Below are 26,273 nucleotides of genomic sequence, written 5' to 3'. Positions count from 1 at the left end.
CGGCACGCTCAGGCGACGCGGCCCCAGAGCGCCCCGTCGGGCATGACGGCCTTTCCCACCGGGGCCGTCGTGTCCGGCGGGACGACGCTGGGTGGGACCGGCGGCCTGCCGCGCCTGCGGTCCGACGCACCGGGGACGACGAAGCGGTAGGTGGCGTCGAGGTCCCGGACGGCGAACACGTCCTCGTCCGGGCCGGCGTGGTGCAGGACGACGGTGTCGAACCGCTCGGCGACCCGGTGCAGCGACTCGGCGTCCGACACGTCGATGACGGTGGGTCCCGGGCTGAAGGACGACACCGGGAGGATCCGGTCGGCGTGCCGGACGAGGAAGCTGTCCGCGACGTCGCCCCGGCCGACCCGCCCCACCCACGCGGCGGCACCGAGGGTGACGAGCGCGGCGAGCAGGGCGGCACCGACGGCCGTGCGGACGGCCCCGATCGGTACCGACACCCCCAGCACCGTGAGGCTGCGCGGCACCACCTCGTCGGTCTGCACCTCGGTCCGCACGGTCGTGGCGAAGGCCGCTGCCTCGGTCGCGGCCGGCCGCAGGGACATGTCCTCCAGCGCGAAGACCAGGCCGGGGAGGGGGTCGGCGGCAAAGGCGATGCCCTCGACCGTGCCGGTCAGATCGGTCACCGGGGTCACCGTGAGGGTCGCCGACCCCCCGGTCACGCCGATCTCGTCGTAGTGGCGGGTGAGCAGCTCCTCGGCCTCGTCGGTGTCGACCGCGACCGACGCCGTCGCCGTCCCGCCCTGGAGGGCCGCGACGCCACCGCTGGTCAGGACGGCGCTCCAGCCGTCGGCAGCGGTGACCACGACGTCGAGGCGCATGCCGCCGCCGAGCCCGGCGAGGTCCGGGCCGGTGACCGTGCTGGTGAGGGACACGGTGAGGTTCCGGACGAGGCTGGTCCACACGGTCTCGCCGGTCGCGACCGTGCCGTCGGGGTAGGTGGTGCCGGGCTCCGCCTCGCCCGTGTAGGCGAACTCGCCCTGCTGGTGGACCTGCAGGGTCCGCGTGTCCGTCTGGGTGGGCGGCAGGGCCAGCAGCACGCCGCAGCCGACTGCCGCGAGGATTGTGACCGCGCCGGCCCCCAGGGCGACCTGGCGCGCCCGCGCCCGGGTGGGCGTAGAGGCCCGGGCCGCGACCGGCAGGGATCGGACCCGGTCGGACAGCGAGAGGCCGGAGACGCGGCCGCGCAGTGCCCGTAGGTGGCGGCGGGCGCGGGGTCGACGGGCGGTGGCACCGAGCAGGGCCAACACCACCCCCGCCATCGGGAGTGATAGCCCGGGTGAGCGCAGCGCATCGAGCACCTCGCCGCCCTGGGGAATGCGGAGAAAGAGACGGCCGAGGATCTCGTCCGCCGTCGGCCGCTCCTCGTCGAGCCAGTCGTTGTTGTCGCCCTGGGTCACGAATCCGTCCGCGTCGCCGGAGACGATGCGGTGCATGACGATCGTCTCGAGGTCGTTGCTGTAATACGCGACGACGTCGCCGACGGCGTAGGTCTCGGCCGGGCTCAGGACGGCGAGGTCCCCGGTGGTGAACTCGGGTTCCATGCTTGTGCCGTGCGTGGAGACGTACGTCGTCCCCCCGCCCAGCTCCGCGGGCCAGAACAGCCACACGGTCGTCAACACCAGCGCGATGACAGCGCTGATGCCGGCGACTCTGGAGGCTGCGTTCATCGTGAGAGCGCCCGACCACGGGGCGGGCGGGGCGGGTACTGCGCCGCCCCGCCCGTTCCGGGGCAGGGTTACTGGACCACCGTCAGACCGACGGCGTCGAAGTCGGCGAACCTCCGGACGACGCCGGCGTTCGACGCGGCGCTCGTGTCGCAGGTGAGCACGAGGCTCGGAGGGGTCGCCCCGGGCGCCCACGGGGAGGTCACGGCGCACGCGTACGGGCTACCGACGACCGCGGTGCCGCCCGTCGTCTTGAGCGTCATGGTCGACGTGTGCGTGGTGATGTTGGTCGTGCTCGTGAACCGGATTGCGTCGACCACGGTGCCGTCCGACCCGTTGGCGACGTAGCTGATGTTGGTCACCGTGGCGCCGGTGACGGTGCCCTGGCCATAGCCGGCGACGCTGTTCGGGACGGTGTTGCTGGCAGTGAAGGCGGAGGTGGCAGCACCGGCAGCGGCAACCGCAACACCGGCGAGCAGAACGCGCGACTTGCGCATTGCCTGGGTCCTGTTCTCTCAGGTGGCGCAGGGTCGCGCGGATGGGGTCATCCGGCTCCAGCGACGGCTGTGCCACTTCTCGTTGACATCCCCTTTTCGGCCGCGCTCCTACAGCCTTAACTCCTGTCCCAAAGGAAACTGGAGTCGCCATGACGACTCCGGAAAGGCGGCTACCGCCGCCTTCCGGAACGGGGAGGAAAGTGCTCGTCAGCCTGCATTCGCAGGCGGGCGGAGAATCAGCTCCCGCTGCGGTACAGGAGGAACGCGACGTCGTCGTCGGGGGCGTCGGCGAGCAGTTTCTCGGTGAGCAGGTCCGCGAGGTCCGCCGGCGACAGGTGCCGGCCGGAGGTGAGGACGTCGACCGCCCGGGCCATCCCGTCGTCGATCACGCGGTCGCGGCGCTCGACCAGACCGTCGGTGTAGAGCAGCAGCGTCGAGCCCGGCGGCAGGACGACATCGGACTCCGGGCGCTGCAGGTCGTCCGCCACGGCCAGCGGCAGCGAGGCGGCGTCCTCCAGGAATCGCGAGTGCCCGTCGGCGTCGACGAGGATCGCCGGCGGATGTCCCGCGCTGCTGTACCGGAGCGTCTGGGTGTGGACGTCGATGACGGCGCAGAACACCGTGCTCACGGCGGCCCCGGGCACGAGGTCCGCGAACCGGTCCAGCGCGGACAGCACGTGCCCGGGGGAGCTGGTCTCGAGCAGCAGGGCGCGTCCGGCGCTCCGGAGCTGGCCCATGACGGCTGCGGCGGCGAGGCCACGGCCGACCACGTCGCCGACGACGACGCCGTAGAGACCGTCGGGCAGGTCGACCACGTCGTACCAGTCGCCACCGACCTCGAGGGTGCCGGTGGCCGGCTCGTAGTGGACGGCGAAGCCCTCCGGCAGGAGGGTCGGGCCGAGGACGGCGCGCTGCAAGGTGACGGCCACGTCGGTGAAGAACTGCGCCTCCGCGCGGTCCAGGGCGGCCTGGTCCTCGGCGCGCCGGCGCTCCAGCTCGACCGCGCGGGCATCGGCGAGGGCGGCCGACATCTGTCCCGCCGCCAGGGCCAGGAAGCTGCGGTACTCCTCGTCCATGCGCAGGTGGGGGCTCACGCCCAGGACCAGCGCTCCGGCCGGGCGCGACGAACCGGCGAACGTCAGCGGCAGGACGACCGCGGTGTCGACTTCCGCCTCCCTCACGGGGCTCGCGCCGCCGGAGGACAGGCCCGGCAGCCGCTCGGCCAGGCGGTCGACCGTCTGCGCCACACCGGTGTCGACCACCGTGCGCGCGAGCTCCGGGATGTCGCTCCCGGCCAGCCGCTGCTCGGTGCCCGTGCCGTGGCCGGCGACCAGCCGGAGGTCGCCGTGGTCGTCGGCGAGGTAGACGAGGCCGAACGGACAGTCGGCCCGGGCGCGGCCGAGCACCTCGAGTGCGGCCTCCACCGCCTCGACCGCGTTGCCGTGCACGGAGCGCGGGAGGCTGCCGAGCTGCTGCAGCACGAGCAGCCGCCGTGCGGCGAGGACGCGGGGGGTGGTCTCCACGACGGTGTTGAGCAGACCGGCCACGCGCCCGCCCGGCTCCACGACGGGACTGTAGGAGAAGGTGAAGTAGCACTCCTCCTCGAAACCGTGCCGGGTCATCGTGAGCGGCAGGTCCTCGAAGAAGGTCGCCTCGCCGGCGAAGACGTCGTCGATCATCGGCTTGATGTCGGCCCAGACGTCGACCCAGACGTCGGGTACCCGCTTGCCGAGGGCGTCGGGGTGCCGCATGCCCAGCATGGGGGCATAGGCGTCGTTGTAGACCATGACGAGCTCCGGGCCCCACATGAGGAGCTTGGCGAAGCGCGTGTTGAGCGAGTTGCTGACCGTCGTCCGCAGGACGGGTGACCACTGCTCCTCGGGACCGAGAGCGGTCGCCGCCCAGTCGTGCTCGAGGACCCTGCGCTGCATGTCGGTGCGGCAGGCGCCCGGGATGAGCTCGCCCAGCAGCCCGTCCAGTTCATACCCCCAGGAAGCACGCGCGGGACGCCGTGGCGGCGCCCCCGTCCACCGGAATCCTGCCACTTCTGCGTCGCGCCAGCCCCTCGGGCGCTACCGATCGTGACGGAACGGTCATACCCCGCTGTCGACACCGAGGTACGCCGGAGGAACGGTCTCGGTCAGCCAGACCCCGTTCGCCGACCGCGTGAACGTGTGCCCGGCCGCGGCCATCCCTGCCGCGTCCACCCGGAGGACGACGGCGCGACCGCGCCGCCCACCCACCGATCGGGCGGTGGCGGCATCCGGGCTCAGGTGGACCGCGTGCCGCCGTCCGGGGACGAGCCCCTGGGCCAGGATCGCGGGGAGGAACCGATCGACCGTGCCGTGGAAGAGGACGTCCGGCGGCCGCTCGGGCCGGTAGCCGAGCTCGACCGGACGGCTGTGGCCCTGGCTCGCGCGGATCCGGGTGCCGGTGTCGTCGAAGGCGAAGCGCTGCTTGTCGTTGGTGGCGACGACGTGCTCGAGCTCCCCCCTGGTGAGCTGCAGCGCCGTGAGCAGGGCGTCGACGTCCACCCAGCCGGCGTCGTCCAGGACCAGCCCGACGCTGCCGGGCTGGTGCCGCAGGACGTATGACAGCCGCTTGCTCATCCGGACGACGTCCACGTCGCCAGTGTCGGTCAGCGCGAGTAGTACTCCACGACAAGCTGCTCCTCGCAGACGACCGGGACCTCGTCGCGGGACGGCGTCCGCTCGTACCGTGCGACCAAATCGGTCAGCCGGACCGCGAGGTAGGCCGGGGCGTCGGCGTGCGCACCGGAGGCGGCGACCACGAACGGCTCCTTGGCCCGCGACTTCTCGGCGACCTGGACGAAGTCGCCCGGCCTGAGGCGGTACGACGGACGGTCGACCCTCGTGCCGTTGACGCCGTCGACCGCCTGCTGAGCTGCGGTCGAGACTGAAGCGTCCAGCAACAGAGCGAGCATGAACGCGAAAGCTCCACCCGGGGGACGCTCCCTCTAACGTCGCCCCATGAACCCTCCGCCGGCGACGGCCACCACAGGGTTGCTCGCTCTCGGCGCCGGGCTTCTCGGGGTGATTCTCGGTGCGGCGTTCCAGCATCAGAGGGACCGAGCCGCCCACCAGCGCCTGCTTCGAACTCGTTGGGACGAGACGCTTCTCCTCAGTCTCGTCGAGTACCTCGGTGCAGTGGACAAGGCCGTGCGCGGGCTTCGGCGTGCCTGGGAACTGCGTGCTCAGGGCAGTCCGGATGCGGAACACATCAAGGAGAAGGCACTGGAGTGTCTCGAGGTCGCCCATGAGAAGTCACACGCTGTCACGCTGCTCACCGGTGACGCCGACGATGCCGTGCGAGCTGCTGCCCGCGAGATGCGCCGGCTCCTGCTACCCGTCGGGCGTGCGTTACGAGACTCACGCGAGCTTGACGAGTCGACGCTAGGGACGCTGGTCGGTCAATGTCACGACGCCCGGTACATGTTGATCGACGCCGCTCAGCGGCGGCTCGGTGTGCAGGCTCAGAACTCTGGGCGCTGGTCGTCGGCCACCTCGGCTCCACCTACCCGTGAACCGTCTCCCCTGTCGTCGAACGAGGCTCGCTGATCTCCCGTCGGGCACAGGGCTCAGGAACGTCGTCGATCATCCTGCGATCACGAGCGCATGATCGACTTCGGCAGGCTCAGGGGGTGCGGGACTCCTCGGCGAGCGCGGCCAGCGCCTTCTCGAAGCACTCCTGCGGCGGCTGGACCAGCCCGGCGCCGACCTGACCGGTGCCGGCCACCCGGCCGGCCATGCCGGTGTTGATCTGCGGCAACCAGCCGGTGCGCGCGACCTTGAGGACGTCGATGCCCGTCGGCGAGCCGCGGAAGCCCATGATCGGGATCGCCATCGCCGGGTTCTCCGCGAGCGTCAGCTGGTACATCCGCTCGGTCGTGGCCAGCGCGTCCGGCACGGTGCCGCCGACGAAGCGCACGATCGCCGGGGCCGCGGCCATCGAGAAGCCGCCGACGCCGTAGGTCTCCATGATCGCGGAGTCGCCGATGTCGGGGTTGGCGTCGTCCGGGCCGTAGTCACCGAGGAAGAGGCCGACCGGCGTCTGAGCAGGACCGGTGAACCAGCGGTCGCCGGTGCCGGCGGTCTGGATGCCGAACTCGGTGCCGTTGCGCGACATGACGGTCACCAGCGACGAGCCCGGGACGTCCCGGGCGGCGTCCATCGCGAGCTTCGCCGTCGGCATGCCGAGGTTCAGGTAGAAGTGCTCGTTGCCGCCGATGAACCTCAGCACCGCGGCGATGTCGGTCGACGGCGCATCCACCGCGACGATCGCCGGCGACAGCTCGCGGAGGGTCATCAGCGACCCGGCGCGGTTGCGGTTGTGCCCCTCGTCCCCCATCTGCAGCATCTGGGCGAGGATCGACTTGGCGTCCAGCGGATCGGTCATCGAGCGCACCGCGTCGCACAGGATCGGCCCGAGGACGTCGCGCATCCACGCCAGCCGGGTGAGCACCTCGTCGTTGTAGGCGCCCATCCGGAGCACCTTGCCGAGGCCCTCGTTGAGGTTGCAGAAGGCCATGTTCTTGTTGCTGCCGCCGTTGACCGGGTCCGCCAGGCACCACATCCACATCGACGGGCTGGTCACGCCCGCCATCGGGCCGACCGTCCGGTGGTGGTGGCAGGGGTCCAGCGTGACCTCACCGGCGGCCAGGATCCGTTCGGCGTCCTCGACGTCGGACGCCCAGCCCTCGAACAGGCAGGCGCCGATGAGCGCGCCGCGCATCGGACCCGAGGCGGTCTCCCAGGTCAGCGGCGGACCGGAGTGCAGCAGGGTGCGGTCGGCGAGGCCGATCACCTCACGGGCGGGGCGGACGTCGACCAGCTGCGAGCCCGCGGCGAGGATCCGCTCCACGGCCACCCGGTTGGCCGGGTTCCGGCGGGGGTCCAGCGCCAGCGCGGCCAGGTCGCCCGGGTCCCCGAAGCCCGGCGGCCGCCAGTCGACGTCGTGCACGTCGGCACCCTGGGCGCGGAGAGCGTCGGAGAAGACGTCGACCCCGGCGGCGACGATGGACGGGGGTGCGGAGAGCAGTCCACCCAGAGTCATGCCGAGGCTCCCAGCAGGTCGAGGGCGTACCGGACGGCGTGCGCGTTCGAGGCGAAGACGGCGGCACCCGCGGCGGCGAGCGCGTCGGCCTGGCGGGACCAGCCCTGCGGATCGCCCTCCGTGCCGATCAGCGCGATCACCACGGGCAGGGTGCCCGCACGCCGGGCCGCGGTCAGCGCCGGCGCGAGGGAGTACGCCGGGTCCGGATCGGCGCCGTAGCCGAGGACGACGTCCAGCAGCAGGACCGCGGGCTCGCGCCGCGCGGCCAGGTTGCTGATGGCCTCCAGCCGCAGGGTCGGGTCGATCATCGGGTGCGCCCGGCCCACGGTCAGGGCGTCGTCCCCGAAGTCGATGACGACGTGACCGGGGGCATTCAGGTCCGTTCCGAGGTCGAGCTCGGGCTTCAGCGGGGTGTTGGACCGGATGTCGCCGAGCGCCGGCGCAGCCAGGAGCATCGCCTCGTCGGCGAGCGTGCCGCCGGAGTAGAGGCCCTTCAGGACCGCGCCCGGGACGGCCGCCTCGGCCGGCCCTGGGCGGGACGGCCAGGCGGGAACGTCCAGCCCCAGGTCCGTCAGCAGCCCCTCGACGGCGGCGGTCAGGTCAGGGGTGTCGGGCGAGAGGGCGGCGGACCGGACCGGCACCGAGAGCTTCGCGGCGGCGGCCTCCACCGACGCGGCGACGGACGGCGCCGGCGGCTTGGACACCAGCAGCACCCGCTCGGTCGCCGGGTCGGCGTCCAGCGCGGCGAGCGCATCGAGCGTGGCCAGTCCGCCGACGGCCTCGGAGAGGTCGCGGCCACCCACGCCGAGCACGTGCGAGACGCCGACCCCGGCCATGTCCAGCAGGCACGAGACCTGCTGGGCGCCCGTGCCCGACGCGGCCACGAGGCCGACCGGTCCTGGACGGACGACGTTGGCGAAGCCGAGGGCAACCCCGGAGACGATCGCCGTCCCGCAGTCTGGACCCATGACGAGGACCCCGGCGGCGTGCGCAGCCCGCTTGAGCGCCACCTCGTGCTCGACGGCCACGCCGTCGGAGAAGACCAGCACGCTGCGGCCGGCCGCGATCGCGTCGGCGGCTTCCGCCACGGCGTACTGACCGGGCACCGAGATGATCGCCAGCGCCGACGCGTCGGGGGCGAGTTCGGCCAGGCCGGAGCCGATGGTGCGCTGCGGGATGGCGGCCGCGGTGCCGGTCGAGCGCTCGCGGGCGGCCAGCGCGGCGTCCACGGCGGCGACCGCGGTGGCCAGCGTGGCGTCGTCCTCGGCCCGGACGGCGATGAGCAGCTGCTCCGGCGAGGCGTCCTCGTCCGGCGCGAGGCCCATACCGGCCGCGAGCTCCAGGTTCAGCGGCGTGGCCATGGCGACCAGCACCGCGGTGACGCCCTCCAGGCCCTGGATCTCGCGGCTCACCTGCATCAGCCGGACGGAGTCGGCGTAGACCCCCGAGCGGAGGGTCACCGACCGCACCCCGGAGGGAACGGATGGGGGCGGTGTGGCGGTCATCCAGAGGACCGTACCGACAGCTGTCTCAGTGGTGAAGTATCGGTGTTCACCTGCAATAACGATTTAGCACTGAGGCACTTCCGCGCGAGACGACTGCGTGACACATTGGCGCCTCCCCGGTGAGGGAAACAGCCGTTGACCAGCACCGGTCCGGGTCGGAAGTGCACGTCGAGGAGGCACTCGCATGGCGCTCAGCTGGAAGCTCTACGGGGACGGCAAGACCCCGCCCTTGGGCGAGGCTGTCGCCCCGGACGAACGGCTCTCGTGGCCGCGCACGGTCGGCATCGGTGCGCAGCACGTCGTCGCGATGTTCGGCGCGACCTTCGTCTTCCCCCTGATCATGGGGCTGGACCCCAACCTCGCGATCATGATGAGCGGGATCGCGACGATCCTGTTCCTGCTCATCGTCAGGGGCCAGGTGCCCAGCTACCTGGGCACCAGCGCCTCGTTCGTGGGCGGCGTCGTGGCGATCCGCGCCAACGGCGGTGACTCGAGCGATGTCGTCGGCGCGATCCTGGTTGCGGGCGTCGTGCTGGCGCTGGTGGGTCTGCTGATCCACTTCGCGGGCGTCGGCGTCGTGAACAAGGTGCTGCCCCCGGCCGTCACCGGCGCGGTGGTCATGCTGATCGGGTTCAACCTGGCCCCGGTCGCCGCCGGCATCTACTGGCCGCAGGACCAGTGGGTCGCCCTGGCCACGATGGCGTTCGTCATCGTCTGCTCGCTCGCGCTGCGCGGCTTCCTCGCCCGCATCTCGATCCTGCTCGGCCTGGTCTTCGGCTACCTGCTCTCGGTGCTGCTCGACGTCACCGCCGGCCAGATCACCTCCCCCGACGGGACCGGCGAGGTCGTCACCCGCGACCGGATCAACTTCGACACGGTGGGCGACGCCGACTGGTTCGGCCTGCCGGACTTCACCGCGCCGAGCTTCTCGCTGAAGTTCAGCCTCCTGGTGCTGCCCGCGGTCATCGCCCTGGTCGCGGAGAACGCCGGTCACGTCAAGGCCGTCGCGGAGATGACCAAGCGCGACCTCGACCCGGTCATCGGCCGCGCGATCTTCGCCGACGGTGTCGGCACCGTCGTCGCCACCTCGGTCGGTGGCTCGCCCACGACGACCTACGCCGAGAACATCGGCGTCATGGCCGCCACCCGGGTGTACTCGACCGCGGCGTACTACGTGGCCGCGATCGTCGCGATCCTGCTGGGCCTCGTGCCCAAGTTCGGCGCCCTGATCAACATCGTCCCGGGCGGCGTTCTCGGCGGGATCACCGTCGTCCTCTACGGGATGATCGGCCTGCTCGGCGCGAAGATCTGGAAGGAGAACCGCGTCGACTTCGCCAACCCGATCAACCTGGTGCCGCTGGCCGCAGGCATCATCATCGGCATCGGCCCGGTACGTCTCCAGATCACGGACAACTTCTCCCTGGAGGGGATCGCGCTCGGCTCGATCGTGGCCGTCGTCGGCTGGCACGTCGCCCGTGCACTGGCCCCGACGGACATGAAGGCCGCACTGCTCCGCGAGGGCAGCGTGCTGGAGAGCGGCTCCACGCTCGGCCACACCGGCGAGCAGCTCCGTGGTCCGGCCGGCGGCTACGCCGACGCGCGCGGTGGCACCGATCCGTCGTCGGTGGACGAGGTCGGCCGCCCGGGTGTTCCCCACGATCGTGGAGAGGGCACGCTCAACCGGTGAAGCCCGCTCCCTTCCGTTACGCCGACCCCGGCACCCTGGACGAGGCCCTCGCGGTCCTGTCGGCAGAGGGTGAGGGCGCCAAGGTGCTCGCCGGTGGCCAGTCGCTGCTCCCGCTGCTCTCCATGCGGCTCGCGGCGCCGACCACCCTGGTGGACATCAACCGGGTGCCCGGCCTCGACACCGTCGAGGCCACCGGGGACGGCGTGACGGTGGGAGCCCTGGTCCGCCACAACGCACTGCTGGGTGGCCACCCCCAGGCCGTTGCCGCCGCCCGGGTCCAGCCGCTGCTGGCCCGGGCGACGGCGAACGTCGCCCACCCGGCCATCCGCAACCGGGGGACGACGGTCGGCTCGATCGCGCACGCCGACCCCTCGGGCGAGATGACCTCCGTCCTCGCCCTCACCGACGGTCATGTCACCGTCGCCACGCCCTCCGGGATCTCCACCGTCGAGTGGCGCGACTTCTTCGTCGGCCCGCTGGAGACCTCGGTGCACGGTCCCGCGGTCGTCACCTCCGCCTACTTCCCCGCGTTGCCGCTGCGCTCGGGCACCGCCTTCGCCGAGGTCGCCCGGCGCAAGGGCGACTACGCGGTCTGCGGCGCGGGCGTCGTCGTCACCCTGTCCGAGGACCGCACCGTCGAGCGTGTCCTCGCCTCCTACGTGTCGGTGGGGCTCACCCCCGAGGTGCACGACCTGACCGACGCCGTCGCCGGGTCGACGGTGGAGAAGGCCGACTGGGCCGCCGCAGGTGCGCTGGCGCGGACGCTGGTCGACCCCGACACCGACATCCACGCCAGTGCCGACTACCGCCGCCTGCTGGTCGGCGTCCTGACGGAACGGACTTCGGCCTCGGCGGCAGCCGAGGCGGCAGGGGGAACCGCGTGAGTGTCGACACGGAACGGACGATCACCGTCACGGTGAACGGTGTTCCACGTGAAGCCACCGTGCCGGTGCGCCGGCTGCTGTCGGACGCGCTGCGCCACGACCTCGGGCTGACCGGCACGCACGTCGGCTGCGAGCACGGCGTCTGCGGGGCGTGCACGGTGCTGGTGGACGGCGACCCGGTGCGCTCGTGCCTGCTGCTCGCCGTCCAGGTGGACGGCGCCTCGGTGACCACCGTGGAGGGCCTCGCCTCGGACGACGGCTCGCTGCACCCCGTGCAGGAGGCCTTCCGCGAGTGCCACGCGCTGCAGTGCGGGTTCTGCACGCCCGGCTTCCTGATGACGATCGCGGCGGGGTTGGAGAAGCGGGACAACGCCGCGGAGCTGACCGAGGAGGAGGTCGACGACCTGGTGGGCGGCAACCTCTGCCGGTGCACGGGCTACGCCAACATCAAGAAGGCGGTCCACCACGCCAACACGGCGATGCGGGACGCCCAGTGAGTGCCGAAATGGCGATTTCGGCACCCGGGGAGGGCCGGCCGTGACCACGAAGCTGTTCGGGGAGCCGGTCCGCCGGCGCGAGGACGCCCGGCTGATCATCGGCAAGGGCCGCTACCTCGACGACATCGGCCACCACGCCCTGGCCGCCGCGTTCGTGCGGTCGCCGCACGCCCACGCACGGATCACCGACATCGACGTCGAGGCCGCCCTGGACGTCGAGGGCCTGGTCGCGATCTACACCTACGAGGACCTGCACGGCCCGATGGCCGAGCCGCTGCCGGTGCTCATCCCGCACCCGCAGCTGCACTCGCCGCGCACCGGCTACCCGCTGGCGAACGGCATCGTGAACCACGTCGGCGAGCCGATCGCGATGGTGGTCGCGATCGACCGGTACATCGCCGAGGACGCCGCCGAGCGGATCGCCGTCAGCTACGAGGAGCTGCCGGTCGTCGTCGGGGTCGACGCTGCCCGAGAGGCGGCGCACTGGGTCCACGAGGACGTCCCGTCGAACGTGGCGGCGCACCACCACCAGGAGACCGGGGACGTCGAGCCGGCGCTGGCCGCCTCCCCGCACACGCTGAGCTTCACGCAGTACATCGAGCGCAGCGCCTGCACGCCGATGGAGGGCAAGGGCGTGCACGCTCGCTGGGATCCGGACGACGGGTCGCTGCGGGTCTACACGAGCACCCAGGCCTCGACCTCGGTGCGCGCGGCGATCGCGGCGAAGCTGCAGCTGTCGCTGGACAAGGTCGAGGTCATCGCGCCGGACGTCGGCGGCGGCTTCGGCGTGAAGATCGTGCATCCGTGGCCCGAAGAGCTTCTGGTGCCGATGGCGGCGATCGCGCTGCAGCAGGAGGTGAAGTGGGCCGAGGACCGGCGCGAGCACTTCATCTCCTCGGCGCACGAGCGGCAGCAGAAGCAGGAGATCACCGTCGGCTTCACCGACGAGGGCCGGATCACCGCCCTCGACGTCCACATCTGGCACGACAACGGGGCGTACACGCCCTACGGGATCATCGTGCCGATCGTGACGGCGACCCAGCTGGTGGGCCCGTACGTGCTGCCGGTGTACCGGGTGATCGTCGAGAGCGTCTACACGAACACCGTGATCGTGACGCCGTACCGCGGGGCCGGGCGGCCGCAGGGCTGCTACGCGATGGAACGGACGATGGACCGCATCGCCGACGAGCTCGGCCTCGACCGGGCACTGGTGCGCGAGCGGAACCTGATCCAGCCCGACCAGTTCCCCTACGACCACCACCTGACGTTCCAGGACGGCCGGCCGGTCATCTACGACTCCGGCGACTACCCGGGGCTGATGGCGAAGCTGAAGACGCTGGTCGGCTGGGACGACGTCGAGACGCTGCGCGCCGAGGCCTCGTCGCGGGGCAAGCAGCTCGGCATCGGGATGGCGCTGTACGTGGAGGGCACCGGGCCCGGGCCGTACGAGGGCGGGCACGTGCAGGTGCTCGGCAGCGGCAAGGTGCTGGTGTCGACGGGGCTGACCTCGCAGGGGCAGGGTCACGAGACGGTGTTCGCGCAGATCGTGGCGTCGGAGCTCGGGGTGCCGATCGAGGACATCGAGGTCACCACCGGTGACACCCGACGCTTCGGCTACGCGGTGGGCACGTTCGCCTCGAGGGCCGCGGTGATGAGCGGCAACGCGATCGCGCTGGCGGCGCGGGGCGTGAAGGAGAAGGCGCTGCGGATCGCTGCCGACGTCCTCGAGGCCTCCCCGGACGACCTGGAGATCGACAACGGCGTCGTCCAGGTGAAGGGGGTGCCGGGGTCGTCGGTGCCGCTGCGCACAGTCGCCGTCCTCTCCAACCCGCTGCGGTACGCCTTCGACGAGGCGGCGAAGCAGGCGACCCAGTTCGCCATCCCGGGGTCGGACGACAAGCCGCCGGTGGCCGTGGGCGATGCGCCGGGGCTGGAGCACCGCGACTACTACTCGCCGATCCGGTCGACCTTCGCGTCGGGCGCGCACGCGGCGATCGTGGAGATCGACCCGCAGACGTGGGAGATCGACGTCGTGAAGTACGCGGTGGTGCACGACTGCGGCAACGTGGTGAACCCGATGATCGTCGAGGGCCAGGTGCACGGCGGTGTCGCGCAGGGCGTGGGCGGTGCACTGTACGAGCGGATGGCCTACGACAAGGACGGGCAGCTGCAGAACGCCTCGTTCATGGACTTCCTGATGCCGTACGCCTCCGAGGTGCCCGAGATCGACATCGACCACCAGCAGACGCCCTCGCCGCTGAACCCGCTGGGGATCAAGGGCGCCGGCGAGGCCGGCGTCATCCCGGGTACGGCGGCGATAGCGTCGGCGATCGAGGACGCGGTGGGACGGCGGATCGCGGCGATGCCGATCAGCCCGACCGAGCTGTACGACCTGGTGCGCAACCCGGAATCGGAACTGACCGCCACGGCTGGGCGCCGGGCGGGGACTGGAGCGATGGCGTGAACCTGGACGGCTCTGCGGTGCTCTCGGCCGATCCCGAGCGGGTATGGGCCGTGATCACGGACCCGGCCGTGCTGGCGCGGACCATCCCCGGCTGCGAGACGCTCGAGCAGGTCGGGGACGACGAGTACAAGATGAACGTCTCCGTGGGGGTCGGGGCGATCCGCGGGACGTACGCCGGCGAGGTCAAGCTGACCGACCAGCAGCGGCCGTCGTCCTACGTCATGCACGCGTCCGGCGCAGGGGCTCCCGGCAATGCGCGGGCGACGGTGACGATCAACCTGGAGCCGGCCGGCAACGGCAGGACCAACCTCACCTACTCGGCGGACGCCGTGATCGGCGGCCCGGTCGCCGGCGTCGGTCAGCGGATGATCACCGGCGTCGCGAAGCGGATGGCCGGCCAGTTCTTCAAGGCGATCGACGACGAGCTGACGGGTGCAGTGGTGCCGATCGGTGCCGCGCCGTCCGCTGCTGCGGCGGCGAGCGACGCCTCACTGGTGGCCGGCGCTCAGCCGGTCGCTGCCGCGCCCCGGACCTTCACCGGCAAGGCGGCAGCCGCTGGGCCCGCCGGCGACGTCCAGTCGTTGCTCCTCGGCGCCGTCGGCGGCGCGCTGCTCACCCTGCTCGGCGTCCTGGTCGGCTACCGCCTCGGCCGCCGCACGAGCTGACCCCGGACATCACCGAGGGGCCCTCTCGATGGGATCGAGAGGGCCCCTCGGTGCGGGTTGATGGTGGAGCTCAGCTGACCGCGAGGAACGGGTAATCGGTGTAGCCCTCGGCGCCGGCGCCGTAGAAGGTCGCCGCGTTCGGCTCGTTCTCGGGGTGCTCGCCGGCCCAGCGCTCGACCAGGTCGGGGTTGGCGATGACGGCCCGGCCCACGGCCACGGCGTCCGCATGCGCGGCGTCGATCAGCTGCACGGCCTCCTCCCGGGTGGTCACCCGGCCGAAGCCGCTGTTGGCGACGAGCGGACCGCCGAAGCGACCGCGCAGCTCCTGCACCAGCTCACCACCAGGCTCGGAGTGCAGCACGGAGAGGTACGCCAGGCCCAGAGGGCGGAGCTGGTCGACCAGGTACCCGTAGGTGGCGCGGACATCGGCCTCGTCGACCTCGTGCATGCCCTGGACGTGGTGCATCGGCGACAGCCGGATGCCGACCCTGCCCGCGCCGATGGCCTCGGCCACCGCCGTCGTCACCTCGAGGACGAACCGCGCGCGGTTCTCCGGCGAGCCGCCGTACTGGTCGGTGCGCTCGTTGGTGTTGGGGGAGAGGAACTCGTGCAGGAGGTACCCGTTGGCGCCGTGGATCTCCACGCCGTCCAGGCCGGCGGCGACCGCACGCCTCGCCGCCGCGACGAAGTCGACCAGCGTGGCCTGAGCCTCCTCGGTGGTCAGTGCGTGGGGCACCGGGTAGGGCTTCTTGCCAGCCGGGGTGTGCGCGTCCCCGTCGATCGCCAGGGCGGACGGGGCGACGATCCGGTCGGTGCCGGTGATGTCGGGATGCGAGACCCGGCCGCTGTGCATGAGCTGCATGACGACCCGGCCGCCGCGGGCGTGCACAGCCTCGGCGACTCGACGCCAGCCGTCCTCCTGCTCGGCGTTCGTGATGCCGGGCTGGCCCGGGTAGGCGCGCGACTCGGGGTTCGGGTACGTGCCCTCGGTGATGATCAGGCCGACGCCCGCGCGCTGCCGGTAGTGCTCGACGACGAGGGCGCCGGGCACGCCGGCGGCACCGGAGCGCATCCGGGTGAGCGGGGCCATGACGACGCGGTTGGCAAGTCGGAGGTCGCCCAGGGCGACGGGAGAGAACAGATCCACGACGGTTGCAACCTGCGATGCGGCGGCCCATTCCGGAACGCGACCGTCATCACGTCACGAGCGCGGGGCGCCTGGCTCAGGAACCGCGACCTCCAGCGGGATGCCGGTCTCGCGCTCGGAGACCTGCCACAGGACGTCGATCTGCTTCTGCAGGTTGAAGCGACGCAGGATCGGGCGCTTCACCGCCGGTCCGTGGGTGCCGAACTGCGGCGCGTAGAGCTCCCCACCCTTCGCCGGCGGATCGGTTGCCGCCCGCAGCTGCGGCCGCGCACCTTCCAGAGGCGTCATCCCCGACCGCGCCGTCATGGTCTCGAAGAACGCGCCCAGCCAGCCAGCGCCACCCTCCCGCACCGACCGCGGCTGCAGGTCGGTGTTCGTGAGCCCCGGGTGCGCGATGAGGCTCGCCGCCCGCACGCGGGCGCGCTCGAACTGCTGCTGCAGTCCCAGCCCGAAGTGGTAGTTGGCCATCTTCGCCCGCGCGTACGACGACCAGGCCCCGTAATTCTCGCGCATGTGCGGGTCGGCCGGGTCCAGCCCCTGGCTCCGGAACCGCGCCGTGCTCGTCACCGTCACCACCCGCGCCGCCGGCGCCTTCAGCAGCGCCGGCAGCAGGTGCGCGGTGAACGCCCAGTGCCCCAGGTGGTCCACACCGAGCTGCATCTCGAACCCGTCGACCGTCGTCCGCTGCGGCATCGCCATCACGCCCGCGTTGTTCACCAGCAGGTCCACCTGCTCGTGCGCCGCGAGCACCTTCGAAGCGGCCGTCGACACCACCGAGAGGTCCCCGAGGTCCAGCGGCACGACCCCTAGCGACGCCGCCGGATACCGCTCGGCGATCCGCGCCACCGCCGCCGTGGTCTTCCCAGGGTCCCGAGCAGCCAGGACGACGTGCGCGCCGGCTCCCGCCAGAGCCAGCGCCGTCTGGTACCCCAGCCCGCCGTTCGCGCCGGTCACCACCGCGGTGCGCCCGCTCAGGTCGGGGATGTCCTTCTCGGTCCAGGCCATGGACCCATCCTCCACGGACGGCGGCGGGGCAAGCCGCGCGCCTTGACGACGCTTCCGCGGAAGCGTCTCCTACCGGCCGGCGCGCATCTCCGCCTTCACGGCGACGGCTGCCAGCACCTCCCACCGGATCGCCGAGCTGCCCGGTCCGACGACGCACCAGTACCGGTTGAACCGCTTCCGGGTCGCGTCATCGGTCGCGGCGACGCGCGTCTCCGAGCTCAGGTGAGTGCCCCCGACCGCCGGCGACAGCCGGAACTCCATCCCGATCTTCACCCAGCCGGGCTCCTCGAACGACCGCACGCCGTCGGCGTCGAGCTCCGGCGGTGTCTCGCCCCCGGTCAGCCGCCACGCCTGCAGCACGCCTCCGAACACCACGGCGGTCGGCGCCTCGGACGACAGCACAGGGATCGGGACGACGTCCAGGAACGTGCGGTCGAGGCCCCCGCGCCACCGGCCGGTCAGCAGCACCGGCACGGCCCGGATCCCGCTCAGCACGAGCGACACCGGCAGCGACCGCCGTGGTGTTCGGAGGCGTGCTGCAGGCGTGGCGGCTGACCGGGGGCGAGACACCGCCGGAGCTCGACGCCGACGGCGTGCGGTCGTTCGAGGAGCCCGGCTGGGTGAAGATCGGGATGGAGTTCCGGCTGTCGCCGGCGGTCGGGGGCACTCACCTGAGCTCGGAGACGCGCGTCGCCGCGACCGATGACGCGACCCGGAAGCGGTTCAACCGGTACTGGTGCGTCGTCGGACCGGGCAGCTCGGCGATCCGGTGGGAGGTGCTGGCAGCCGTCGCCGTGAAGGCGGAGATGCGCGCCGGCCGGTAGGAGACGCTTCCGCGGAAGCGTCGTCAAGGCGCGCGGCTTGCCCCGCCGCCGTCCGTGGAGGATGGGTCCATGGCCTGGACCGAGAAGGACATCCCCGACCTGAGCGGGCGCACCGCGGTGGTGACCGGCGCGAACGGCGGGCTGGGGTACCAGACGGCGCTGGCTCTGGCGGGAGCCGGCGCGCACGTCGTCCTGGCTGCTCGGGACCCTGGGAAGACCACGGCGGCGGTGGCGCGGATCGCCGAGCGGTATCCGGCGGCGTCGCTAGGGGTCGTGCCGCTGGACCTCGGGGACCTCTCGGTGGTGTCGACGGCCGCTTCGAAGGTGCTCGCGGCGCACGAGCAGGTGGACCTGCTGGTGAACAACGCGGGCGTGATGGCGATGCCGCAGCGGACGACGGTCGACGGGTTCGAGATGCAGCTCGGTGTGGACCACCTGGGGCACTGGGCGTTCACCGCGCACCTGCTGCCGGCGCTGCTGAAGGCGCCGGCGGCGCGGGTGGTGACGGTGACGAGCACGGCGCGGTTCCGGAGCCAGGGGCTGGACCCGGCCGACCCGCACATGCGCGAGAATTACGGGGCCTGGTCGTCGTACGCGCGGGCGAAGATGGCCAACTACCACTTCGGGCTGGGACTGCAGCAGCAGTTCGAGCGCGCCCGCGTGCGGGCGGCGAGCCTCATCGCGCACCCGGGGCTCACGAACACCGACCTGCAGCCGCGGTCGGTGCGGGAGGGTGGCGCTGGCTGGCTGGGCGCGTTCTTCGAGACCATGACGGCGCGGTCGGGGATGACGCCTCTGGAAGGTGCGCGGCCGCAGCTGCGGGCGGCAACCGATCCGCCGGCGAAGGGTGGGGAGCTCTACGCGCCGCAGTTCGGCACCCACGGACCGGCGGTGAAGCGCCCGATCCTGCGTCGCTTCAACCTGCAGAAGCAGATCGACGTCCTGTGGCAGGTCTCCGAGCGCGAGACCGGCATCCCGCTGGAGGTCGCGGTTCCTGAGCCAGGCGCCCCGCGCTCGTGACGTGATGACGGTCGCGTTCCGGAATGGGCCGCCGCATCGCAGGTTGCAACCGTCGTGGATCTGTTCTCTCCCGTCGCCCTGGGCGACCTCCGACTTGCCAACCGCGTCGTCATGGCCCCGCTCACCCGGATGCGCTCCGGTGCCGCCGGCGTGCCCGGCGCCCTCGTCGTCGAGCACTACCGGCAGCGCGCGGGCGTCGGCCTGATCATCACCGAGGGCACGTACCCGAACCCCGAGTCGCGCGCCTACCCGGGCCAGCCCGGCATCACGAACGCCGAGCAGGAGGACGGCTGGCGTCGAGTCGCCGAGGCTGTGCACGCCCGCGGCGGCCGGGTCGTCATGCAGCTCATGCACAGCGGCCGGGTCTCGCATCCCGACATCACCGGCACCGACCGGATCGTCGCCCCGTCCGCCCTGGCGATCGACGGGGACGCGCACACCCCGGCTGGCAAGAAGCCCTACCCGGTGCCCCACGCACTGACCACCGAGGAGGCTCAGGCCACGCTGGTCGACTTCGTCGCGGCGGCGAGGCGTGCGGTCGCCGCCGGCCTGGACGGCGTGGAGATCCACGGCGCCAACGGGTACCTCCTGCACGAGTTCCTCTCCCCCAACACCAACGAGCGCACCGACCAGTACGGCGGCTCGCCGGAGAACCGCGCGCGGTTCGTCCTCGAGGTGACGACGGCGGTGGCCGAGGCCATCGGCGCGGGCAGGGTCGGCATCCGGCTGTCGCCGATGCACCACGTCCAGGGCATGCACGAGGTCGACGAGGCCGATGTCCGCGCCACCTACGGGTACCTGGTCGACCAGCTCCGCCCTCTGGGCCTGGCGTACCTCTCCGTGCTGCACTCCGAGCCTGGTGGTGAGCTGGTGCAGGAGCTGCGCGGTCGCTTCGGCGGTCCGCTCGTCGCCAACAGCGGCTTCGGCCGGGTGACCACCCGGGAGGAGGCCGTGCAGCTGATCGACGCCGCGCATGCGGACGCCGTGGCCGTGGGCCGGGCCGTCATCGCCAACCCCGACCTGGTCGAGCGCTGGGCCGGCGAGCACCCCGAGAACGAGCCGAACGCGGCGACCTTCTACGGCGCCGGCGCCGAGGGCTACACCGATTACCCGTTCCTCGCGGTCAGCTGAGCTCCACCATCAACCCGCACCGAGGGGCCCTCTCGATCCCATCGAGAGGGCCCCTCGGTGATGTCCGGGGTCAGCTCGTGCGGCGGCCGAGGCGGTAGCCGACCAGGACGCCGAGCAGGGTGAGCAGCGCGCCGCCGACGGCGCCGAGGAGCAACGACTGGACGTCGCCGGCGGGCCCAGCGGCTGCCGCCTTGCCGGTGAAGGTCCGGGGCGCGGCAGCGACCGGCTGAGCGCCGGCCACCAGTGAGGCGTCGCTCGCCGCCGCAGCAGCGGACGGCGCGGCACCGATCGGCACCACTGCACCCGTCAGCTCGTCGTCGATCGCCTTGAAGAACTGGCCGGCCATCCGCTTCGCGACGCCGGTGATCATCCGCTGACCGACGCCGGCGACCGGGCCGCCGATCACGGCGTCCGCCGAGTAGGTGAGGTTGGTCCTGCCGTTGCCGGCCGGCTCCAGGTTGATCGTCACCGTCGCCCGCGCATTGCCGGGAGCCCCTGCGCCGGACGCGTGCATGACGTAGGACGACGGCCGCTGCTGGTCGGTCAGCTTGACCTCGCCGGCGTACGTCCCGCGGATCGCCCCGACCCCCACGGAGACGTTCATCTTGTACTCGTCGTCCCCGACCTGCTCGAGCGTCTCGCAGCCGGGGATGGTCCGCGCCAGCACGGCCGGGTCCGTGATCACGGCCCATACCCGCTCGGGATCGGCCGAGAGCACCGCAGAGCCGTCCAGGTTCACGCCATCGCTCCAGTCCCCGCCCGGCGCCCAGCCGTGGCGGTCAGTTCCGATTCCGGGTTGCGCACCAGGTCGTACAGCTCGGTCGGGCTGATCGGCATCGCCGCGATCCGCCGTCCCACCGCGTCCTCGATCGCCGACGCTATCGCCGCCGTACCCGGGATGACGCCGGCCTCGCCGGCGCCCTTGATCCCCAGCGGGTTCAGCGGCGAGGGCGTCTGCTGGTGGTCGATGTCGATCTCGGGCACCTCGGAGGCGTACGGCATCAGGAAGTCCATGAACGAGGCGTTCTGCAGCTGCCCGTCCTTGTCGTAGGCCATCCGCTCGTACAGTGCACCGCCCACGCCCTGCGCGACACCGCCGTGCACCTGGCCCTCGACGATCATCGGGTTCACCACGTTGCCGCAGTCGTGCACCACCGCGTACTTCACGACGTCGATCTCCCACGTCTGCGGGTCGATCTCCACGATCGCCGCGTGCGCGCCCGACGCGAAGGTCGACCGGATCGGCGAGTAGTAGTCGCGGTGCTCCAGCCCCGGCGCATCGCCCACGGCCACCGGCGGCTTGTCGTCCGACCCCGGGATGGCGAACTGGGTCGCCTGCTTCGCCGCCTCGTCGAAGGCGTACCGCAGCGGGTTGGAGAGGACGGCGACTGTGCGCAGCGGCACCGACGACCCCGGCACCCCCTTCACCTGGACGACGCCGTTGTCGATCTCCAGGTCGTCCGGGGAGGCCTCGAGGACGTCGGCAGCGATCCGCAGCGCCTTCTCCTTCACGCCCCGCGCCGCCAGCGCGATCGCGTTGCCGCTCATCACCGCGGCCCTCGAGGCGAACGTGCCCACCGCGTAGCCGAAGCGTCGGGTGTCACCGGTGGTGACCTCGATGTCCTCGATCGGCACCCCGAGCTCCGACGCCACGATCTGCGCGAACACCGTCTCGTGACCCTGCCCCTGCGAGGTCAGCCCCGTCGACACCAGCACCTTGCCGCTGCCGAGCACCTGCACGTGCCCGCCCTCGTACGGCCCGGGCCCGGTGCCCTCCACGTACAGCGCCATCCCGATGCCGAGCTGCTTGCCCCGCGACGAGGCCTCGGCGCGCAGCGTCTCGACGTCGTCCCAGCCGACCAGCGTCTTCAGCTTCGCCATCAGCCCCGGGTAGTCGCCGGAGTCGTAGATGACCGGCCGGCCGTCCTGGAACGTCAGGTGGTGGTCGTAGGGGAACTGGTCGGGCTGGATCAGGTTCCGCTCGCGCACCAGTGCCCGGTCGAGGCCGAGCTCGTCGGCGATGCGGTCCATCGTCCGTTCCATCGCGTAGCAGCCCTGCGGCCGCCCGGCCCCGCGGTACGGCGTCACGATCACGGTGTTCGTGTAGACGCTCTCGACGATCACCCGGTACACCGGCAGCACGTACGGGCCCACCAGCTGGGTCGCCGTCACGATCGGCACGATGATCCCGTAGGGCGTGTACGCCCCGTTGTCGTGCCAGATGTGGACGTCGAGGGCGGTGATCCGGCCCTCGTCGGTGAAGCCGACGGTGATCTCCTGCTTCTGCTGCCGCTCGTGCGCCGAGGAGATGAAGTGCTCGCGCCGGTCCTCGGCCCACTTCACCTCCTGCTGCAGCGCGATCGCCGCCATCGGCACCAGAAGCTCTTCGGGCCACGGATGCACGATCTTCACGCCGAAGCCGCCGCCGACGTCCGGCGCGATGACCTCGACCTTGTCCAGCGACAGCTGCAGCTTCGCCGCGATCGCCGCGCGCACCGAGGTCGAGGCCTGGGTGCTCGTGTAGACCCGCAGCGACCCGTCGTCCGGATCCCAGCGAGCGTGCACGCCCTTGCCCTCCATCGGCGTGCAGGCGCTGCGCTCGATGTACTGCGTGAAGCTCAGCGTGTGCGGGGAGGCGGCCAGCGCCGGCTCGACGTCCCCGGTCTCCTGGTGGTGGTGCGCCGCCACGTTCGACGGGACGTCCTCGTGGACCCAGTGCGCCGCCTCTCGGGCAGCGTCGACCCCGACGACGACCGGCAGCTCCTCGTAGCTGACGGCGATCCGCTCGGCGGCGTCCTCGGCGATGTACCGGTCGATCGCGACCACCATCGCGATCGGCTCGCCGACGTGGTTCACGATGCCGTTCGCCAGCGGGTAGCCGGTGCGCGGCGAGTGCAGCTGCGGGTGCGGGATGAGCACCGGCAGCGGCTCGGCCATCGGGCCGTGCAGGTCCTCGTAGGTGTAGATCGCGACCAGGCCCTCGACGTCCAGGGCGGCCTCGACGTCGATGTCGGTGATCCGTGCGTGGGCGTGCGGCGACCGCACGAACGCGGCGGCCAGGGCGTGGTGGCCGATGTCGTCGAGGTAGCGGCCCTTGCCGATGATCAGCCGGGCGTCCTCGCGCCGGCGGACCGGCTCCCCGAACAGCTTCGTGGTCACGGCCGGCCCTCCCCGGGTGCCGAAATCGCCATTTCGGCACTCACTGGGCGTCCCGCATCGCCGTGTTGGCGTGGTGGACCGCCTTCTTGATGTTGGCGTAGCCCGTGCACCGGCAGAGGTTGCCGCCCACCAGGTCGTCGACCTCCTCCTCGGTCAGCTCCGCGGCGTTGTCCCGCTTCTCCAACCCCGCCGCGATCGTCATCAGGAAGCCGGGCGTGCAGAACCCGCACTGCAGCGCGTGGCACTCGCGGAAGGCCTCCTGCACGGGGTGCAGCGAGCCGTCGTCCGAGGCGAGGCCCTCCACGGTGGTCACCGAGGCGCCGTCCACCTGGACGGCGAGCAGCAGGCACGAGCGCACCGGGTCGCCGTCCACCAGCACCGTGCACGCCCCGCAGACGCCGTGCTCGCAGCCGACGTGCGTGCCGGTCAGCCCGAGGTCGTGGCGCAGCGCGTCCGACAGCAGCCGGCGCACCGGCACGGTGGCTTCACGTGGAACACCGTTCACCGTGACGGTGATCGTCCGTTCCGTGTCGACACTCACGCGGTTCCCCCTGCCGCCTCGGCTGCCGCCGAGGCCGAAGTCCGTTCCGTCAGGACGCCGACCAGCAGGCGGCGGTAGTCGGCACTGGCGTGGATGTCGGTGTCGGGGTCGACCAGCGTCCGCGCCAGCGCACCTGCGGCGGCCCAGTCGGCCTTCTCCACCGTCGACCCGGCGACGGCGTCGGTCAGGTCGTGCACCTCGGGGGTGAGCCCCACCGACACGTAGGAGGCGAGGACACGCTCGACGGTGCGGTCCTCGGACAGGGTGACGACGACGCCCGCGCCGCAGACCGCGTAGTCGCCCTTGCGCCGGGCGACCTCGGCGAAGGCGGTGCCCGAGCGCAGCGGCAACGCGGGGAAGTAGGCGGAGGTGACGACCGCGGGACCGTGCACCGAGGTCTCCAGCGGGCCGACGAAGAAGTCGCGCCACTCGACGGTGGAGATCCCGGAGGGCGTGGCGACGGTGACATGACCGTCGGTGAGGGCGAGGACGGAGGTCATCTCGCCCGAGGGGTCGGCGTGCGCGATCGAGCCGACCGTCGTCCCCCGGTTGCGGATGGCCGGGTGGGCGACGTTCGCCGTCGCCCGGGCCAGCAGCGGCTGGACCCGGGCGGCGGCAACGGCCTGGGGGTGGCCACCCAGCAGTGCGTTGTGGCGGACCAGGGCTCCCACCGTCACGCCGTCCCCGGTGGCCTCGACGGTGTCGAGGCCGGGCACCCGGTTGATGTCCACCAGGGTGGTCGGCGCCGCGAGCCGCATGGAGAGCAGCGGGAGCAGCGACTGGCCACCGGCGAGCACCTTGGCGCCCTCACCCTCTGCCGACAGGACCGCGAGGGCCTCGTCCAGGGTGCCGGGGTCGGCGTAACGGAAGGGAGCGGGCTTCACCGGTTGAGCGTGCCCTCTCCACGATCGTGGGGAACACCCGGGCGGCCGACCTCGTCCACCGACGACGGATCGGTGCCACCGCGCGCGTCGGCGTAGCCGCCGGCCGGACCACGGAGCTGCTCGCCGGTGTGGCCGAGCGTGGAGCCGCTCTCCAGCACGCTGCCCTCGCGGAGCAGTGCGGCCTTCATGTCCGTCGGGGCCAGTGCACGGGCGACGTGCCAGCCGACGACGGCCACGATCGAGCCGAGCGCGATCCCCTCCAGGGAGAAGTTGTCCGTGATCTGGAGACGTACCGGGCCGATGCCGATGATGATGCCTGCGGCCAGCGGCACCAGGTTGATCGGGTTGGCGAAGTCGACGCGGTTCTCCTTCCAGATCTTCGCGCCGAGCAGGCCGATCATCCCGTAGAGGACGACGGTGATCCCGCCGAGAACGCCGCCCGGGACGATGTTGATCAGGGCGCCGAACTTGGGCACGAGGCCCAGCAGGATCGCGACGATCGCGGCCACGTAGTACGCCGCGGTCGAGTACACCCGGGTGGCGGCCATGACGCCGATGTTCTCGGCGTAGGTCGTCGTGGGCGAGCCACCGACCGAGGTGGCGACGACGGTGCCGACACCGTCGGCGAAGATCGCGCGGCCGATGACCGGGTCGAGGTCGCGCTTGGTCATCTCCGCGACGGCCTTGACGTGACCGGCGTTCTCCGCGACCAGGGCGATGACCGCGGGCAGCACCAGGAGGCTGAACTTCAGCGAGAAGCTCGGCGCGGTGAAGTCCGGCAGGCCGAACCAGTCGGCGTCGCCCACCGTGTCGAAGTTGATCCGGTCGCGGGTGACGACCTCGCCGGTCCCGTCGGGGGAGGTGATCTGGCCGGCGGTGACGTCGAGCAGCACCGAGAGCAGGTAGCCGAAGACCAGGCCGAGCAGGATCGAGATGCGGGCGAGGAAGCCGCGCAGCGCGAGCGAGCAGACGATGACGAACGCCATCGTGGCCAGGGCGACCCACTGGTCCTGCGGCCAGTAGATGCCGGCGGCGACCGGGGCCAGGTTGAACCCGATCAGCATGACCACCGCGCCGGTGACGGCCGGGGGCAGCACCTTGTTCACGACGCCGACGCCCGCGAAGTGGATCAGCAGACCCACCAGCGCCAGCACGACGCCCGCAACCAGGATCGCGCCGACGACATCGCTCGAGTCACCGCCGTTGGCGCGGATCGCCACGACGCCGCCCACGAACGAGGCGCTGGTGCCCAGGTAGCTGGGCACCTGGCCCCTGACGATGAGCAGGAACAGGATCGTCGCGATCCCGCTCATCATGATCGCGAGGTTGGGGTCCAGCCCCATGATCAGGGGGAAGACGAAGGTCGCGCCGAACATCGCGACGACGTGCTGCGCACCGATGCCGACCGTGCGCGGCCACGAGAGCCGTTCGTCCGGGGCGACAGCCTCGCCCAAGGGCGGGGTCTTGCCGTCCCCGTAGAGCTTCCAGCTGAGCGCCATGCGAGTGCCTCCTCGACGTGCACTTCCGACCCGGACCGGTGCTGGTCAACGGCTGTTTCCCTCACCGGGGAGGCGCCAATGTGTCACGCAGTCGTCTCGCGCGGAAGTGCCTCAG

The 26,273-nt window shown here is 71.9% G+C and carries 24 protein-coding genes; 9 read left to right on the top strand and 15 right to left on the bottom strand.

Annotated features, from left to right (window positions below):
• Positions 1 to 8: 8 nt before the first annotated feature.
• From E4P40_RS07620 to E4P40_RS07600, 5 genes are all read right to left on the bottom strand, one after another.
• Entirely contained in the window at positions 9 to 1,679 is a 1,671-nt protein-coding gene (locus tag E4P40_RS07620; protein ID WP_135158170.1) for a signal peptidase I, read from the bottom strand.
• Between the two features lie 68 nt (positions 1,680 to 1,747).
• Complete coding sequence (locus E4P40_RS07615) at positions 1,748 to 2,173, bottom strand: hypothetical protein (RefSeq protein WP_135158171.1); 426 nt, start codon at positions 2,171 to 2,173, stop codon at positions 1,748 to 1,750.
• Between the two features lie 236 nt (positions 2,174 to 2,409).
• Positions 2,410 to 4,104: a SpoIIE family protein phosphatase gene (locus E4P40_RS07610; protein ID WP_135158172.1), complete on the bottom strand. Its 1,695-nt coding sequence runs from the start codon at positions 4,102 to 4,104 to the stop codon at positions 2,410 to 2,412.
• Between the two features lie 162 nt (positions 4,105 to 4,266).
• Entirely contained in the window at positions 4,267 to 4,797 is a 531-nt protein-coding gene (locus E4P40_RS07605) for an RNA 2'-phosphotransferase (protein WP_245160189.1), read from the bottom strand.
• A 14-nt stretch (positions 4,798 to 4,811) separates the two neighbouring features.
• Positions 4,812 to 5,117 (bottom strand): hypothetical protein, encoded by a 306-nt coding sequence (locus E4P40_RS07600; RefSeq protein WP_245160190.1) that lies wholly within the window; start codon positions 5,115 to 5,117, stop codon positions 4,812 to 4,814.
• A gap of 46 nt (positions 5,118 to 5,163) precedes the next feature.
• Between E4P40_RS07600 and E4P40_RS07595 the strand changes: the two genes are divergently transcribed.
• Positions 5,164 to 5,751 carry a hypothetical protein gene (locus E4P40_RS07595; protein ID WP_135158173.1) on the top strand — a complete coding sequence of 196 codons (588 nt, stop codon included), beginning with the start codon at positions 5,164 to 5,166 and terminating at the stop codon, positions 5,749 to 5,751.
• Positions 5,752 to 5,827: 76 nt separating this feature from the next.
• Here E4P40_RS07595 and E4P40_RS07590 read toward each other — a convergent pair whose 3' ends face one another.
• Complete coding sequence (locus E4P40_RS07590) at positions 5,828 to 7,246, bottom strand: DUF1116 domain-containing protein (RefSeq protein WP_135158174.1); 1,419 nt, start codon at positions 7,244 to 7,246, stop codon at positions 5,828 to 5,830.
• On the bottom strand, positions 7,243 to 8,706 hold the full coding sequence (locus E4P40_RS07585) for an FdrA family protein (RefSeq protein ID WP_245160191.1): 1,464 nt from the start codon (positions 8,704 to 8,706) through the stop codon (positions 7,243 to 7,245). The genes E4P40_RS07590 and E4P40_RS07585 overlap by 4 nt, the downstream gene beginning before the upstream one ends.
• Before the next feature lie 229 nt (positions 8,707 to 8,935).
• Between E4P40_RS07585 and E4P40_RS07580 the strand changes: the two genes are divergently transcribed.
• The 5 genes from E4P40_RS07580 to E4P40_RS07560 are packed head-to-tail and all read left to right on the top strand — an operon-like array spanning position 8,936 to position 14,948.
• Positions 8,936 to 10,438: a solute carrier family 23 protein gene (locus E4P40_RS07580; RefSeq protein WP_135158176.1), complete on the top strand. Its 1,503-nt coding sequence runs from the start codon at positions 8,936 to 8,938 to the stop codon at positions 10,436 to 10,438.
• On the top strand, positions 10,435 to 11,322 hold the full coding sequence (locus E4P40_RS07575; RefSeq protein ID WP_135158177.1) for an FAD binding domain-containing protein: 888 nt from the start codon (positions 10,435 to 10,437) through the stop codon (positions 11,320 to 11,322). The genes E4P40_RS07580 and E4P40_RS07575 overlap by 4 nt, the downstream gene beginning before the upstream one ends.
• Positions 11,319 to 11,819: a (2Fe-2S)-binding protein gene (locus tag E4P40_RS07570; protein ID WP_135158178.1), complete on the top strand. Its 501-nt coding sequence runs from the start codon at positions 11,319 to 11,321 to the stop codon at positions 11,817 to 11,819. The genes E4P40_RS07575 and E4P40_RS07570 overlap by 4 nt, the downstream gene beginning before the upstream one ends.
• A gap of 40 nt (positions 11,820 to 11,859) precedes the next feature.
• Positions 11,860 to 14,283, top strand: a complete 2,424-nt coding sequence (gene cutA / locus E4P40_RS07565) for an aerobic carbon-monoxide dehydrogenase large subunit (protein WP_135158179.1) — start codon at positions 11,860 to 11,862, stop codon at positions 14,281 to 14,283.
• The gene (locus E4P40_RS07560; RefSeq protein WP_135158180.1) at positions 14,280 to 14,948 is read left to right on the top strand and encodes a carbon monoxide dehydrogenase subunit G; all 669 of its coding nucleotides are present in this window, start codon (positions 14,280 to 14,282) and stop codon (positions 14,946 to 14,948) included. Before cutA (E4P40_RS07565) ends, E4P40_RS07560 begins: the two co-directional genes overlap by 4 nt.
• Positions 14,949 to 15,018: 70 nt before the next feature.
• Here the strand turns inward: E4P40_RS07560 and E4P40_RS07555 are convergent, their stop codons facing one another.
• The 3 genes from E4P40_RS07555 to E4P40_RS07545 all read right to left on the bottom strand — a co-directional run bounded on the left by E4P40_RS07555 (position 15,019) and on the right by E4P40_RS07545 (position 17,604).
• Positions 15,019 to 16,095 (bottom strand): alkene reductase, encoded by a 1,077-nt coding sequence (locus E4P40_RS07555; RefSeq protein ID WP_135158181.1) that lies wholly within the window; start codon positions 16,093 to 16,095, stop codon positions 15,019 to 15,021.
• 54 nt (positions 16,096 to 16,149) lie between these two features.
• A complete protein-coding gene (locus E4P40_RS07550; protein ID WP_135158182.1) occupies positions 16,150 to 17,100 on the bottom strand; it encodes an SDR family NAD(P)-dependent oxidoreductase in 951 nt (316 codons plus the stop codon).
• Between the two features lie 69 nt (positions 17,101 to 17,169).
• Positions 17,170 to 17,604 (bottom strand): hypothetical protein, encoded by a 435-nt coding sequence (locus E4P40_RS07545; RefSeq protein ID WP_209305220.1) that lies wholly within the window; start codon positions 17,602 to 17,604, stop codon positions 17,170 to 17,172.
• Between the two features lie 14 nt (positions 17,605 to 17,618).
• On the opposite strand from E4P40_RS07545, the gene E4P40_RS07540 reads away from it, so the two are divergent.
• The 3 genes from E4P40_RS07540 (at position 17,619) to E4P40_RS07530 (ending at position 20,075) form a co-directional block, all read left to right on the top strand.
• Positions 17,619 to 17,924: a hypothetical protein gene (locus E4P40_RS07540; RefSeq protein WP_209305219.1), complete on the top strand. Its 306-nt coding sequence runs from the start codon at positions 17,619 to 17,621 to the stop codon at positions 17,922 to 17,924.
• A 69-nt stretch (positions 17,925 to 17,993) separates the two neighbouring features.
• Positions 17,994 to 18,944, top strand: coding sequence for an SDR family NAD(P)-dependent oxidoreductase (locus E4P40_RS07535; RefSeq protein ID WP_135158182.1), 951 nt, complete (start codon positions 17,994 to 17,996; stop codon positions 18,942 to 18,944).
• Positions 18,945 to 18,998: 54 nt separating this feature from the next.
• Entirely contained in the window at positions 18,999 to 20,075 is a 1,077-nt protein-coding gene (locus tag E4P40_RS07530) for an alkene reductase (protein WP_135158181.1), read from the top strand.
• Positions 20,076 to 20,145: 70 nt separating this feature from the next.
• Here E4P40_RS07530 and E4P40_RS07525 read toward each other — a convergent pair whose 3' ends face one another.
• The 5 genes from E4P40_RS07525 to E4P40_RS07505 are packed head-to-tail and all read right to left on the bottom strand — an operon-like array spanning position 20,146 to position 26,158.
• Positions 20,146 to 20,814, bottom strand: a complete 669-nt coding sequence (locus tag E4P40_RS07525) for a carbon monoxide dehydrogenase subunit G (RefSeq protein WP_135158180.1) — start codon at positions 20,812 to 20,814, stop codon at positions 20,146 to 20,148.
• Positions 20,811 to 23,234, bottom strand: a complete 2,424-nt coding sequence (gene cutA / locus E4P40_RS07520; RefSeq protein WP_135158179.1) for an aerobic carbon-monoxide dehydrogenase large subunit — start codon at positions 23,232 to 23,234, stop codon at positions 20,811 to 20,813. The genes E4P40_RS07525 and cutA (E4P40_RS07520) overlap by 4 nt, the downstream gene beginning before the upstream one ends.
• A gap of 40 nt (positions 23,235 to 23,274) precedes the next feature.
• Entirely contained in the window at positions 23,275 to 23,775 is a 501-nt protein-coding gene (locus tag E4P40_RS07515) for a (2Fe-2S)-binding protein (RefSeq protein WP_135158178.1), read from the bottom strand.
• Positions 23,772 to 24,659 (bottom strand): FAD binding domain-containing protein, encoded by an 888-nt coding sequence (locus E4P40_RS07510; RefSeq protein WP_135158177.1) that lies wholly within the window; start codon positions 24,657 to 24,659, stop codon positions 23,772 to 23,774. Before E4P40_RS07510 ends, E4P40_RS07515 begins: the two co-directional genes overlap by 4 nt.
• Positions 24,656 to 26,158, bottom strand: coding sequence for a solute carrier family 23 protein (locus E4P40_RS07505; protein WP_135158176.1), 1,503 nt, complete (start codon positions 26,156 to 26,158; stop codon positions 24,656 to 24,658). The genes E4P40_RS07510 and E4P40_RS07505 overlap by 4 nt, the downstream gene beginning before the upstream one ends.
• Positions 26,159 to 26,273: the final 115 nt, after the last annotated feature.

This window comes from Blastococcus sp. CT_GayMR20, from assembly GCF_004570345.1.
The sequence above is the reverse complement of the archived record's forward strand: the minus strand, read 5'-3'. Positions and strand labels throughout refer to the sequence as shown.